This window comes from Pontibacter aquaedesilientis, assembly GCF_014773225.1.
GTDB lineage: Bacteria > Bacteroidota > Bacteroidia > Cytophagales > Hymenobacteraceae > Pontibacter > Pontibacter aquaedesilientis.
The window spans coordinates 1-13,339 of sequence record NZ_JACXAJ010000015.1 but is presented as its reverse complement, the minus strand read 5'-3'; the positions used below and the strand labels follow the sequence as shown (position 1 = coordinate 13,339).

General features: G+C 38.7%; 13 protein-coding genes and 1 pseudogene. 8 read left to right on the top strand and 6 right to left on the bottom strand.

From position 1 onward, the window contains the following. Positions 1 to 103 (top strand): annotated as a pseudogene (locus tag H9Q13_RS18330) (IS982 family transposase); the annotation flags it as partial. Positions 104 to 120: 17 nt separating this feature from the next. Here H9Q13_RS18330 and H9Q13_RS17865 read toward each other — a convergent pair. The 3 genes from H9Q13_RS17865 to H9Q13_RS17855 form a co-directional block, all read right to left on the bottom strand. Beyond that, positions 121 to 1,350 carry a Fic family protein gene (locus H9Q13_RS17865; protein ID WP_191185176.1) on the bottom strand — a complete coding sequence of 410 codons (1,230 nt, stop codon included), beginning with the start codon at positions 1,348 to 1,350 and terminating at the stop codon, positions 121 to 123. A 571-nt stretch (positions 1,351 to 1,921) separates the two neighbouring features. Then, the gene (locus H9Q13_RS17860) at positions 1,922 to 2,542 is read right to left on the bottom strand and encodes a recombinase family protein (protein WP_191185175.1); all 621 of its coding nucleotides are present in this window, start codon (positions 2,540 to 2,542) and stop codon (positions 1,922 to 1,924) included. A gap of 611 nt (positions 2,543 to 3,153) precedes the next feature. Then, positions 3,154 to 4,014, bottom strand: coding sequence for a zinc ribbon domain-containing protein (locus tag H9Q13_RS17855; RefSeq protein ID WP_191185174.1), 861 nt, complete (start codon positions 4,012 to 4,014; stop codon positions 3,154 to 3,156). Between the two features lie 127 nt (positions 4,015 to 4,141). On the opposite strand from H9Q13_RS17855, the gene H9Q13_RS17850 reads away from it, so the two are divergent. After that, positions 4,142 to 4,420 carry a helix-turn-helix domain-containing protein gene (locus H9Q13_RS17850; protein WP_317173915.1) on the top strand — a complete coding sequence of 93 codons (279 nt, stop codon included), beginning with the start codon at positions 4,142 to 4,144 and terminating at the stop codon, positions 4,418 to 4,420. Between the two features lie 6 nt (positions 4,421 to 4,426). Here the strand turns inward: H9Q13_RS17850 and H9Q13_RS17845 are convergent, their stop codons facing one another. Beyond that, positions 4,427 to 5,677 (bottom strand): tyrosine-type recombinase/integrase, encoded by a 1,251-nt coding sequence (locus tag H9Q13_RS17845; protein ID WP_191185173.1) that lies wholly within the window; start codon positions 5,675 to 5,677, stop codon positions 4,427 to 4,429. Positions 5,678 to 6,089: 412 nt separating this feature from the next. Further along, the gene (locus H9Q13_RS17840) at positions 6,090 to 6,377 is read right to left on the bottom strand and encodes a hypothetical protein (protein WP_191185172.1); all 288 of its coding nucleotides are present in this window, start codon (positions 6,375 to 6,377) and stop codon (positions 6,090 to 6,092) included. Between the two features lie 261 nt (positions 6,378 to 6,638). Between H9Q13_RS17840 and H9Q13_RS17835 the strand changes: the two genes are divergently transcribed. From H9Q13_RS17835 to H9Q13_RS17810, 6 genes are all read left to right on the top strand, one after another. After that, on the top strand, positions 6,639 to 6,863 hold the full coding sequence (locus H9Q13_RS17835; RefSeq protein WP_191185171.1) for a hypothetical protein: 225 nt from the start codon (positions 6,639 to 6,641) through the stop codon (positions 6,861 to 6,863). Positions 6,864 to 6,888: 25 nt separating this feature from the next. Next, positions 6,889 to 7,797: a BRCT domain-containing protein gene (locus H9Q13_RS17830; RefSeq protein WP_191185170.1), complete on the top strand. Its 909-nt coding sequence runs from the start codon at positions 6,889 to 6,891 to the stop codon at positions 7,795 to 7,797. Positions 7,798 to 7,877: 80 nt separating this feature from the next. Then, entirely contained in the window at positions 7,878 to 8,090 is a 213-nt protein-coding gene (locus H9Q13_RS18280; RefSeq protein ID WP_191185169.1) for a YqaE/Pmp3 family membrane protein, read from the top strand. Between the two features lie 50 nt (positions 8,091 to 8,140). After that, complete coding sequence (locus H9Q13_RS17820) at positions 8,141 to 10,138, top strand: NACHT domain-containing protein (protein ID WP_191185168.1); 1,998 nt, start codon at positions 8,141 to 8,143, stop codon at positions 10,136 to 10,138. 316 nt (positions 10,139 to 10,454) lie between these two features. Then, entirely contained in the window at positions 10,455 to 11,135 is a 681-nt protein-coding gene (locus H9Q13_RS17815) for a phage integrase SAM-like domain-containing protein (protein ID WP_191185167.1), read from the top strand. A 149-nt stretch (positions 11,136 to 11,284) separates the two neighbouring features. Then, positions 11,285 to 12,796 carry an ATP-binding protein gene (locus H9Q13_RS17810; RefSeq protein ID WP_191185166.1) on the top strand — a complete coding sequence of 504 codons (1,512 nt, stop codon included), beginning with the start codon at positions 11,285 to 11,287 and terminating at the stop codon, positions 12,794 to 12,796. Between the two features lie 284 nt (positions 12,797 to 13,080). On the opposite strand, the gene H9Q13_RS17805 is transcribed toward H9Q13_RS17810, so the two are convergent. Further along, on the bottom strand, positions 13,081 to 13,339 hold a 259-nt coding region (locus H9Q13_RS17805; protein WP_262892287.1), incomplete at its 5' end, for an IS1 family transposase.

Below are 13,339 nucleotides of genomic sequence, written 5' to 3'. Positions count from 1 at the left end.
CGGCTTTTTCCCTAAGAAAATCCACGCCGTCACTGCCGAAGGGTTCATTCTCAAGCTAATCCTCTTTATCTTCGCCTATACCTTAAATCAAGTGATGCAGTAGCTCGCAACTTGAGTTAATTAAGAAATAACTTCCATCATACCTATCTCCTTATCCTGAGGATATAACCCTGCAAATAGGATAGAAGAAAATTTTATAGGATACGAGACCTTATAAGGCGAGAACCGATTAGAAGTATCCGTAGTTAGAAGTTCAAGCTGCATTAATGATTCAGCTATAGCTTTTGCAGTTTTATCAGATTTACCTGTTAAACGCTCTACATCCTTTTTAGGAATTTCACCTTTCAGAAAAACTGCTTCTAAAACATACCTCGCTTCATCCCTTAACTTATCTTTTGTAACCATAAAATCAACGAACTTATGGATACGATTTAACATATTATCTATATCCAACACCTGTGACATATACCGTAATTGGTCGACAGCTATTCGTAGGAAAAATAGGCAAAACTCCTCCAAACATTTATTTGAAAGATTTCCTTTCCCATCGTAATTATTACTTCTTAGTCTATCTGCATTGGCTAACATTACTCTGTACTTCTCACGATTTCGAGCCAAGCCTCTTGACATAGACCATAGCCCAGATGCATCTAAATCTTGATGAATAAACAGAGCATCAGTAAGCAGACGTATTACACGACCATTACCATCTAAGAATGGGTGAATCCAAGCCATTCTATGGTGAGATGCTGCTATAGCTATAATCCGAGTCCATGGGTTGTCGTATTTGAATACTCCTTTGTAGACATCTTCAAATCGATGTATAAAAGAATCCAGACTATCCGATGCAGGAGCTATATGATTCCCTACTTCTACTTCACAAATACGAAATTCCCCAGGTGTTACAATTAGCTCCTTTCCTTCTTTGCTGATAGATACCTTTAAATCATCAGGTAAATGAGTATAAAACTCCTTATGTAACCATTTAATGAAATCAACATCAAATGGATGCAGATTTTCTTCTGATAACTTTTCCCTCAATTTCTTGTGAGTCTCAATATGCGCTCTAGCTTCTAATTGTAAAGACCGCTTTTTTTTATCAGAAGAATAATCTTCTTTCATAGCCTTATCAATATCAATTGGATGCGTATCATGCCCCTCAATTAAGTTTGAATAATAACTGTTCATTGGTCGTAGGAACTCTGCAATAGCTCTCCTAGTTAGTGAATGCATTGAACTTGATAGTCTTGCAGATTCTTTTATTACTTCGTTAGCTAATTCATTTAATTCACGAGCCTTGTCTTCAGGCATCAATGGAGACATTGCTGAGGGGTCTTTATAAAGATCCATATTTTACAATTTGTGATAGTGTAAACATAACAGAATATTCTATCTATTCCGGTACTTATTCCGCTACATGTTCCGGTACTTATTCCGCTACATGTTCCGGTACTTATTCCGCTACATGTTCCGGTACTTATTCCGATACATGTTCCGGTACTTATTCCGATACATGTTCCGGTACTTATTCCGATACATGTTCCGGTACCTATTACTGTACTATAACTACATCAATACTCATAAATTCACTCACATCAACACTATACCTATAACTATACCTTTACCTACACTATGCACATTCCGATACATGTTCCGATACTTATTCCGATACATGTTCCGATACTTATTCCGATACATGTTCCGATACTTATTCCGCTACATGTTCCGGTACATGCATCTTTAGGTATACCTGTAGCTGCATCTGTACCAACCCTAGGACCTGTATCTCTAAGTATACCTGTAGTTGTATCTACTACTACCTGTGCACTTGTGTCTCTAGGTATACCTGCCTCTATACCTATGTTCACACTGGGAGGAACTATAATATAGTCAGTAGCTTATACCAGATAGCTCGGGAATGCTACTCTTCTGATAATACCTTCTTAATTTTGCTGATGGTAGCAGGAGCTGTCCCAGTGATGGCCTGAATCTCCTTATAACTCCTCCCAAGATTAAGATACTTTATAACCTGTTTATGTTTCGCAAGAAATTTATCTCTTGTTTCAGAGCTGTTTACCTTACGCCCAACATGTAGACCTCTTACCTTACGACTTCTCAAGCCCGACTTGATTCGATAAGATAAGTTCTCACTCTCCAATCTTGATATATCTGATAGTATCGTTATTATAAGCTTGTTAAAAATTCTGTCTTTCTCTGTATCAGCACCCAAAGTAATTCCCAGATTCTGTATATGCAGGCAGATTCCCTCTTCTTCCAACTCTCTTATAAGTGTGAGGGTCTCCTGTGTATTTCTTCCAAGTCGTGATATTTCTGAAATCAGAATACACTGTATTTTGTTGCTCCGTACATACTTCAGCATCTCTTGCAATCCTTTTCTCTCTCCTACTGACTTGGTGAAACCACTGATATTTTCGGAAAACACCTTAACAATATCGAAGCCCTCTGCTTTTTTGAGGTCGTTAACTTGACGTTGGGTTGTTTGCTCTTCCTTAGATACACGGGTGTAGATTACGCTCTTCATACATACTTCATTTTTAACTAGTGCTATAACTGAAGCAAATATAGATACCGCTATCGATATATACAAGCTTCAAATCAAATAAATGAAGTAGGAGTTAAATTGAAGTGATTAATCATCAATAATCTTCCTTCGTGCTCCTCATGTAGTCCTCAACAACATACCACTTTCAAGTCTGAAAGAATATACAGCTTGGTATGCAGTTTTACGCATCAAGGCAGTAGCAACAATAGCCTATAACAGGAGCACCAACATATATAGAAACAACAGGTGCAACCTAAGACTAACTGAAATCCTAAAAACTGAGTAGTTGAACATATATATATGTGGTTTCACAGTTTTACACTATTATGTTAGGAATTGTTAAGCACCAGTAATATTAAAGTAGCTATTTGAGGCTTGTTTTAGGCTATACAGCAGCATATATAATATAGAACACTACCCCCTCATTAGTTAACAATAAAGGATGTACCGTTTTTATATTAGTGGTCAGTGACAGCCATTTAATTCCATTATTACTCAATGATATAGCTCAATAAAGAAAGAGCCATAACGATTTTCATCTATTATGGCTCTTTATGAATGTAAGATGGTTTTACAAAGTCTACTGCATATCAATTTTGTTCGATGACCTCAAGTATATCCCCATCCAAACTCACTCTTGCTTTAACTGAACCTAAAACTTTACCCCCAAAGGCATTTTTCCCTCTATACTTTGTCAATACTACTATATGGTTATCCATGTCCCAGTATTTAGTTTCTACGTGCTCATAACTGTCTGGGTCATTCATTGCTCCTTTGATGGCTCTTTCAAGGTTCCTATGTGAACCATTCCAAGCACTGAATTGAGATTCGATATTCGTGTTTCTCTCCTCATTGGCCTTCTTCAAATAGCTTGATGCACTTTCCTTTCCGAAAGCAGCATATACTATCATATCATCTGATTTATTTGATACGAATGATATGTTTGCTTGAGGCAAATACGCAACCCATACATTATTATTTGTCTCTTCCATAGTAGTAGGGTTTCCCCAATACACCCATTTATCATAGGGCACTTTTGCTCCGACCAACATATTAACTGAGTCTGATGTAATATTCAACGGGTCTTGATTTACGTCTTTCGCCTCCTCTGTACTGGCAACATTATTTACATCAGTGTTTTCATCTTCAGAACTTGAGAAGCCAATCACTACCATCAATGTAACTATACATGTAGCTGTTATTTTCCACCACTTGGCTATTGTTTTGGTTTTCCAAAGTGCGAACAGCCCAACAGGGAACATAAACATTAACAGTATGTGGGTTAACAGTTTATTATCATACCACTTATTGTTCTCGTTCATTTTAGCAGCAGCACTAGGTAAACCCTGATTGATGGATACACTCTGATTAATCTTAGTACCGCAATCAGGACAGAATGATACATTACTATCAATGCTACTACCGCAGCTAGGGCAATTAATTGATGTCATGGTTATTAAGTGTTTTTATGTTTGTTTTTAATAAAGATACATTATTAATGTTTTAATATATACTATTATATATATAATTACTTAATTGACAACACAAGTTAATCAAATAGCATAATAACACATATATGTGTTTATAATATTATCACATTTGCCTCTTCTTGAGCAGATGATTAATGTTCGAGATAAAAAGCTGATACAAAAGTTTGGATACCACTTGAGAGAGCTAAGAACTTCTGCTGGTTTTACTCAGGAGCAATTAGCCAATGACGCGGACATTCCAATTAATCAAGTAGGCAGGATTGAAAGAGGTGAAATAAACCCTACTCTGAGCACCTTGAACGCACTGAGTAGAGCTTTAAATAAAACTCTGCCACAACTAGTGGATTTTCCTGTTAGTGTGGAATAATAAACCTCACTTCTTCTTCGTAAATGCAGTGAGGTGGGCCGCGTACTGACGTTTAACATCATCCTCAAAGCTGTCTAGGTAGCTCTCAGTTGTTTTTAGATTATTATGCCCTAGAGACTCTGATATATATTCTATCGAAACTCCTGAACGCTTAAGTATTGTTGAATATGAATGACGAGCAGTGTAGGTTGAGACATTGCTATCAATCCCCACTGCCAAAGCTATTCTCTTTATATATTTGTTAATAGCCTTCGTCGCATATCTAACCTTTGCCAATTCCTCTTCAGGGGTTAGTCCTTTAGTAAGTATTGGAAAGACATAACCATCGCTACTCTTGGGTTTTATTCCCCATCTATCAATTATCTTTTGGGCTTCATCGGTGAGCACAACAACAACTGGTTTTAGATTCTGGCGGCTGGTACGTTCTGTTTTTGCTCTAATAAAGGTAATCTGCCCTCCATTTATGTTAGAGTACTTCAGACGGGCAATATCTTTTATGTTGATGCCATTACATAAGTATGAGAAAATAAATAAATCACGTGCTTTTGCTTCACCATCGTGAGCAGGTTCATAACTGAATATTTTTTCAATATCATCAATCACTAGTGCTTTCTTTATGTTCTGTCCTGCTGGAATCTGATACTCTCTCTTCCCAAATGGATACAGTTCCGAATAAGCATCTCCTGAGGCTATAGCATCATTGTATATTGCACGTAGAGCTCTTAAATACATCCCAACAGTAGTCAATGATTTACCAGATTCTACCATCCATTTTTCGTATTTCTTTAGAAAATCTACTGACACATCAGAGAATAGCAGGGTTTTACTCGAAGCAAAATCTGATAATGAACGATATGCACACTCATAACTACTTGCTGTGCCTGCTCTCCCTTCATCCTTGAGTAAGTCTATTTGTCGACGAAATGCACCGAATACATCATGCTTGGAGTTCCCGCTTAAGAATCGTTTTTCAAATGTTTCAAAACTGAACACAGGCAATTTCTCAATTGCATCTGTTGCCCTCTTCTCAATCGAATTTAAACTCAGAGCGTCTTCCTTATAACTACCCCTTGCTTTGGGGTCTCGCACTTTATCATAATCGGACTCCGTGAACGCAAATGGTTCTCCCTTGTCGTTGATGACTGGATAATACTTCTGTTTACGTTGAAATGTCACTCTCAATTTAACTGGGTATGTCCCATCCTTGAGCTGTCTTCTTGAATCTAAAATAACAGATGTGGACACCTTGTTCTTCATAAGTGGATTATTTATTTGCATACAATTTGCATACATTTTGCCAAAATAACAAGAATAAAGCACAAGTAGCAACAAGTAAAAACCTTGTTTAAAGGCTTAAAATAAAGATTTACAACCAACTACAAACAACAATAACAATAATGGTTAAGACTACGAATCAGAAGGTTAGGGGTTCGACTCCCTTCGCGACCACCGAAAAGGCCTCTCAGAGAAATCTGAGAGGCCTTTTTATTACTTGGAGCGTTCTATATTTTGGGAGCAAATTAAAAGAGCGAGCACTAAGTACCCGCTTCCTCGTTGAATTAAACTTAATCGTTTGCCATGTTATTCCTAGCAGGGGCAATTCCCAACACCTTATTCTGCTTCAGCTTCGAATCATATATAGAATATATAAATTCTAGTATGCTTTTAATTAGGCTACTTCTCTAGAAGGTGCATCCCCATACTCACTGGTGTTTTTTCCGGCCAGTAGTAGCTTTCTGCTCTCTATTAATCTCTCGGCAGCGGCCCTAGCCTTCTTGCCGTTTTTAGAATTGGGGTTGCGCTTTCCATGAAAGATTGCCTCGACGGTATTAAGCTTCACATCGCTGATTTCAATAACAAGCTTTAGCTCCCCTCGACGCAAATCTTTTTTCAGTTCATCTAAATTTTTTATACTTTGTCGATGCCTTACGGTAAAATTATATGGTTTGCGTGACAAATGTTCAAATTAACTCGCATTGAAGTTTCGTATATATGCATTATAAATACTTAATGAACTGATAATCAAGCACAATGATCTTGTATGATAGGTCATAAAATAAAGCAGGCAGTTGAGAATTCTAGCTACACGCCAAACCAAATTGCGGCTCATTCTGAGATGAGCACAGCTAATCTTTATAGAATTTATAAGCGAGATTCAATCGAGAGCAGGTATCTAGTAAAGATTGCGGAGATACTGAATTTGCATTATAGCTACTTTATGGATGAAGACGCAGATCTTACACAAAGTGCATCAGGCGGAAATATCCAGCAAGCGCAGCGGGTGGGCAAGAACCACCAGAGCATCAATGTGGGTGGGATGAGTAAAGAGGAATGCGAGGAGAAGTTGAAAGATCTCCAGGAGAAGTATGATATGGCGAAAAAGTCGCTGGCCGACAAGGAGCTAATTATTGAGATGCTGCAGGGAAAGAAAAAGGGCGACTGATTTAAACAACCTTAACCATAGATAAATGGAAAACAGCTACGAAAACTTATCTTTTAGAAAGTTCACCACCAAAAGCGAAGCCGATAAAGCTATCAACTCACTAAAGGGTATTCTTATTGGTATCAACATGGATGGCCATATACGTCCATCTGAAGTGAAAGAACTCCAAGGCTGGTGCACCAAACACCATGACTTAATAAATAGGAATCCCTTCAAAGAATTGATGCAGGTCATTAACCAGGCAATGGATGAAGACCTGTCCGAGGTTGATTGGATAGAAGACCTTCTTTGGCTTTGTCAGCAGTACCAAAAAGACAGTATATACTATGACCTCGCTACCTCAGATCTGCAGACACTCCAAGGAATTTGCCATGGCATACTATCTGATGGCTATGTACACGACCAGGAGGTAAAAGCTCTGGATGCTTGGCTGGAGCAGCACGAGTACCTGAATTCCTACTATCCTTATGATGAGATTTACAGCCTCATAACCTCCGTTCTGGCCGATGGTAAAATTGACGAAGAAGAAAGAGTGAGACTTCTTGCCTATTTCAATGAGTTTGTAAAGCTAACCGACCAGGAGCTGACCCAGCGGATCGGCCAAGAAATTTCATCTATCCAGGTTAGCGGTATCTGCACATCAAATCCAAATATCAACTTTGAGGGAAAATCTTTCTGCCTGACGGGTGCCTTTAGCAGAAGCACCAGAAAAGAGGCAGAAGCCGCAGTGGCTCGTTTGGGAGCCATTGTTTCCAAAGATGTATCTAAGAAAACAGATTATCTCATAATTGGAGAGAGCGGGAATCCATGCTGGGCTTTTGCCTGCTACGGACGAAAAGTTGAGAAAGCCATTATGATGAGAAAGGAAGGCAGCAGAGTTGCTTTAGTTCACGAGTTCGATTTTTGGGATGCTGTAGATGATAAAGGATTGTAATTCTAATCGACCAGTAAGGCCTAGCCATTGTTGTAGCTAGGCAGTAAACATAAACTAAGCTTAAGATAACAAACTAAAACATGGGCTACCTATTAGCAATCATCTTCCCATTCCTGTCACTCATGGTGAATGGCAAAATCTTCTCTGGCATCATCTGCCTAATACTTCAGTGCACGATACTTGGTTGGTTTCCCGCAGCGATCTGGGCCATAGTGTCTCTAAACAACCAAAGGGCAGAAAAACGCACCAACAGAATCATTAAGGCCATAAAGGAAGGTAAGCAACTCGCTTAGCTAAACAGAAATCCAAGTCTAGATGATAAATAATTTATTTCAACCTTCAAGTGGAGAAAACTAAAATGTCTGATCAATTACTTTCAAATTTAGTATTACCAATTGTTGTGAATTTGGTCAGCCCCAAAATAGAGGCTGTCCTTAGTAAGTATGCTTTCCCTAAAAAATATTCACAAAAGGATATTGAGAAAAGCTTTGAAAAGTATCTAAAGCAGAGATATGAAAAATTCTTAGTGATTGATACCTTAGTTTTTCCAAACAAACAAACATTGTTTAGCAGGCTGTATCAACCTTTAACCATATCATTACAGCCAGGTATACATGCAGAGGAAAGGGAGAATGTTGTAATTAATTGCTATCCTAAAGAATTATTACCTAAATACTGTCGTATAATAATTGAAGATACGGCTGGAATGGGGAAGTCTACCATTACAAGAAAATTATTTATCTCGATTATAGAAGAGAGTGCTGGCATTCCGATACTAATTGATTTAAGGCATCTTAAAGCTTCTAACAACATACTTAATGAAATTCAATCACAACTTTCTTCGTTAGGTAAAAAATTTGACATCGACCTCATTTTAAAAATCATAGACGAAGGAGGATTTGTTTTTCTTTTTGATGGTTTTGATGAAATTGCATTAGCTAACAGAGAAATTGTGATAAATGAACTTCATACATTTATTGAAAAAGCTAATAACAATTACTTTTTGATAACATCCCGTCCTGAAGAATCTCTTTCTTCATTTGGTGATTTCCAAAAAGCAAATGTTAATCCTTTAACAAGGGAAGAAGCATATGCTTTAATCAGAAAATATGACATTTATAGCTATAGGTCGATCGCTGACGATCTCATAAAGCAACTAAATGAAAACCATGATGACAGTCTTACTGAATTTTTAGAAAATCCCTTTTTAGTATCTCTACTTTACAAATCGTACGAATACAAAAAGGATATTCCTGTAAAAAAAAGTCAGTTCTACAATCAAGTCTATAATGCATTATTTGAAAATCATGACCTTTCAAAAGAAGGATATTTAAAGAGGGACAAGTACAGCAATCTCCATATTGATGATTTCGAGCGAGTATTAAGGTACATGGGTTATTTAACCGCTATTGATAATAACGTTGATTATGATAAAGATTCGCTAACTAATATTATCGATAGAGCCAAAAACCATTTGCATGATTTGCATTTCAAGTCAAGTGACTTCTTATCTGATTTACTAAATACAGTACCCTTATTTAAAAAAGATGGCAACAACATAAGGTGGAGCCATAAGTCACTACAAGATTATTTTGCGGCTAAGTTTATTTGGATAGATGCACAGGGGCATCAAGAAGCTATTTTGAGAAAAATTTACGATGACCCCTCTAATTCTAGATTTTTCAACATGCTGGATATCTTCTATGAATTAGACCCAAATGCATTCGACAGATACTTGGTTTACTGGCTTCTTAATGACTTTAAAGACACTTATACTAAACTAGATCTGAGTTTTAAAGATCGTGTATCTAAAGACGCTATCGTTAAAAGAGCCGAAAGATCCTTTTTATCTAAGGCTGTTATCTCTATCCCATCAACCCCTCATAAAAGTAAGGATAGTTGGAACCTAGAATTAGAAAACAGCTTCCACACTATTATAGATAAAATGACCGAGATGAAGCTCTTGCACATGCGAGGCAACTTATATTATACACTTAAACCGCCCCGTGTAATCTTTACATTACGTTATCATTCTACAGACTCTAGTAAAGAAACTATACTTGACCTATTAGGAAGCAGAAGGCCTGAGCTAATTCAATATAAAACATATGACCCAGAATCTGTTCCTACAGTTGAACCTCTCCATTCTGTAGCAGAAGATGTTATACACTTTGTGAACGTTGAAAAAAGCAATGTACTGAACGCCAAAGAAAATTTTGAAATTACCAATGAATTACTTGATTCAGGAATTTACTTGAAATTTGAAGAAAGTATGACATTTCTTAACCAGCTCGAGAAACAACAAGAGAAGTTTGGGAATAATGAATTCCTGAATTGGTAATACATCCATTTGAATAAAAAATACAATATTATTGACACAACCTAATTTCTGTGTTAATAATATTTTGTAAGGTCGTAAGGGTGAAAATCTATTCATCCTTACCCTTACAACATGTCTAAAAACCTTAAAATCCACCTCCACGCAACTGGAGTGGAGACGAATACCCAGATTGTCAATATCAAATGCTGCGCCTGCCACCACAGGCTTGATGCCATCCATGGAATCGTAGTCGAAAACCGCAGATTGCTGCTTCGCATCATTGAGATTATACACCCGGAGCCAGCGAATCAGAAACTTCTAAAACTCGCCTCAAGCTATGGAAATTAACCGTTACATCAGAATTGACAGAGTTAAGAACGGCGCTGCCCCGATCAGGATCTTGGTGCATTACCACAATAAGCGCCTCCCTATTTCCACTGGAGAGAAAACCGCTTACCCGGACGGCTGGGACGAGGACAAGCAGCGGATCAAGACGCGGCAGCCTTTCGCTGGCGTTATCAACCAGAAGCTCGATAACATGGGCCGGGTGCTGGAGTTCATCTACCAAGTGTCCGAAAAGAACAGGGTTGCCTTGGATAATGTGATCTTTAAAAGCACCTTTGAGCAAGTACTGTTGCAAATCAGCGCGTCAGGCTGCACCATCACACAAGATATATTCACCATCCCCATCATTCAGGAGGCATACGAAAAGTGCATACGAGGCGCATCCGAGCCTGAGCCGGCACCTCGTTCAGAGCAGACTTTCCTGGAGCTTATGGCGCAATGGATAGATGAAGAAAAGGAGTGCGTTGTGGAGGCTTCTGGACGCAAGATGTTTCCCAACACCATCAAAGGGCTTAACTCCACCCTGAAGCGCTTCAAGGCATTCGAAGCGCACCGTGGCCAGCCCATTACATTCGATGGTATGGATAAGTGCTTTTATGCTGAGTTCCGGACGTACATGCTGGACTATCTGAACCAGGGCGTTACGAGGTCCATAGTGATGCAGGCCACATGACTGAAAACTACTTCAACCGGCACCTAGGCTTGAACGAGCAGGAGCTGGTGTGTATCTTCAGGCAAAGGTTTCATAGCATACCACGCAAACTCTTTATCTATTTCAAACAATCGGTATATTTACTTCTTTAACTGCTACAATAGATATTTATGCCAGGCCTGCCTATTAATATCAACGACCTAGTGAATGCAACTACTGTTGAGAGTGAGCGCATTGAATACAAAGAATCTTGGAATCCAGAAGATATCATGCACTCTCTTTGTGCATTTGCCAATGATTTTCACAATCTAGGAGGGGGATATATAATCGTAGGGATTGCGGAGAAGAATGGCCTTCCTGTTTTACCTCCAAAGGGTCTAGTACCCGAGCAAGTAGATACCTGCCAGAAAAAGTTACTCGAATTAAGCAGAAAAATTATCCCCTCCTATTTTCCTGTTTCTTCTGTAGAGTTCTACCAGGGAAAGCATATTTTGGTTTTATGGGCAACTGGTGGAGACAACAGGCCTTATAAGTGTCCTAAAAACCTTGTCCCTAACCCTACTTACAACTATTACATTAGAAAAAGCTCTAACTCTGTCATGGCTACTCCTGATGAAGAGCGACAGCTGTATGAATTAGCTAACCGTATTCCTTTCGATGATAGAATAAATCACTCAGCCTCAATAGAAGATTTGAAATTGCCTCTGATTCTATCTTTCCTAAAAGAAGTTGGCAGTGAACTTTATCAGAGGGCGAGCAGCATCCCTTTTCCCGAATTATGTCAACAGTTGCAAATTGTTAAAGGCTCCTCTGAATATTTGAGACCTGTAAATGTTGGTCTTCTTTTATTTAATGATCATCCTACCAATATTTTTAGGGGGGCTAAGATTGAAATAGTAAGGTACTTAGACCCTATCGGCGATGAACTAGAGGAACGAATCTTTGAGGGGCCAGTCCACCTACAACTTCGAAGTGCTCTACAGTTTATACAAAATACAATTATTGCTGAAAGGGTAAAGAAGATACCAAATCAGGCTGAGGCTCGGCGCTTCTACAACTATCCCTACGCCGCTATTGAAGAGGCTTTAGCAAACGCTGTCTTCCACCGTAGCTACGAACTTGACAATCCTGTTGAGGTAAATATTAGGTTAGACCGAATCGAAATTCTTTCCTTTCCTGGCCCAGTACCACCAGTAGATAAGGATGACCTCAAAAAGGATAGAATTGTTGCGAGGAGCTACAGAAACAGGAGGATCGGAGACTTTCTAAAAGAATTGAGGCTTACTGAAGGAAGAGGTACAGGTATACCTAAAATAAGAAGGACTATGCTACTGAATGACTCTCCTGCACCTATATTTGAGACAGACGAAGCTAGAAACTATTTTCTTGTAACACTTCCTATTCATGAAAGCTTTTTACCATTAAATGATGAGCCAGATCTAGAGGGCAGCTTCATCGATTTTGCGAAGGATGTTCTCGCTTTGTGTAGAGTTCCTCATAGTAGACTTGAAATATTAAGAAGTTTAGGTGTCAACACTGGGGCAGCTAGTTATAGAAAGTACATACTACCTCTACTTCAACTAGAACTTCTACGCTTAACTATTCCTGATAAACCAAGTAGTAAGAACCAGAAATATCTAATAACCAACGCAGGCAAAGCCATGTTACAAAAGCTGTCATAGATACAGCTTTTGTCTTTACTAAGAGATAAAAAGTATGGTAGGTATAGATGAAGGTACCAAGGAAGGTATACCTGAATGTGTCAAGGATGATCAAGGATAGTCAAGGATGGTATAGGATGGTATAGGATGGTATAGAAGAAGGTACTGAAGATGGTATAGATGAAGGTACCAAGGAAGGTATACCTGAATGTACCAAGTAAGGTATAGAAGAAGGTACTAGGATGGAATAGTGCAAAGAGAATCTGAGTGCATCGACATTTAATATAGAGTAAAGAGGTTGTGGTCTACAATGTATGATGGTTTCTATAATAGAAAATTAGCTTCATGGCGCTGTAGTGGTTCTGCTCTTTTTTGGAGAAGCAGGCCGTTTTTCTCACGATTCTTCGGTTTCTGGTCCTCAGGCACAGGTTCACTCCCTCTATGTGTTTGGTAAACGCTTTGCCAATCAGGTGCCTTTCCCGGGGCAGTACTTTCGTAAAAGCCGGCCAGTCATCGGTGCAGAAGCAGTCTATTTTGAGCTTCTCCAGCTGCCTGTAGAGCCTT

Bases quoted from the DNA above. Each gene is read 5' to 3' on its own strand.
- H9Q13_RS17865 (WP_191185176.1), bottom strand. From the start codon at position 1,350: ATGGATCTTTATAAAGACCCCTCAGCAATGTCTCCATTGATGCCTGAA.
- H9Q13_RS17860 (WP_191185175.1), bottom strand. From the start codon at position 2,542: ATGAAGAGCGTAATCTACACCCGTGTATCTAAGGAAGAGCAAACAACC.
- H9Q13_RS17855 (WP_191185174.1), bottom strand. From the start codon at position 4,014: ATGACATCAATTAATTGCCCTAGCTGCGGTAGTAGCATTGATAGTAAT.
- H9Q13_RS17845 (WP_191185173.1), bottom strand. From the start codon at position 5,677: ATGAAGAACAAGGTGTCCACATCTGTTATTTTAGATTCAAGAAGACAG.
- H9Q13_RS17835 (WP_191185171.1), top strand. From the start codon at position 6,639: ATGGATGAAGACGCAGATCTTACACAAAGTGCATCAGGCGGAAATATC.
- H9Q13_RS17830 (WP_191185170.1), top strand. From the start codon at position 6,889: ATGGAAAACAGCTACGAAAACTTATCTTTTAGAAAGTTCACCACCAAA.
- H9Q13_RS18280 (WP_191185169.1), top strand. From the start codon at position 7,878: ATGGGCTACCTATTAGCAATCATCTTCCCATTCCTGTCACTCATGGTG.
- H9Q13_RS17815 (WP_191185167.1), top strand. From the start codon at position 10,455: ATGGAAATTAACCGTTACATCAGAATTGACAGAGTTAAGAACGGCGCT.
- H9Q13_RS17810 (WP_191185166.1), top strand. From the start codon at position 11,285: ATGCCAGGCCTGCCTATTAATATCAACGACCTAGTGAATGCAACTACT.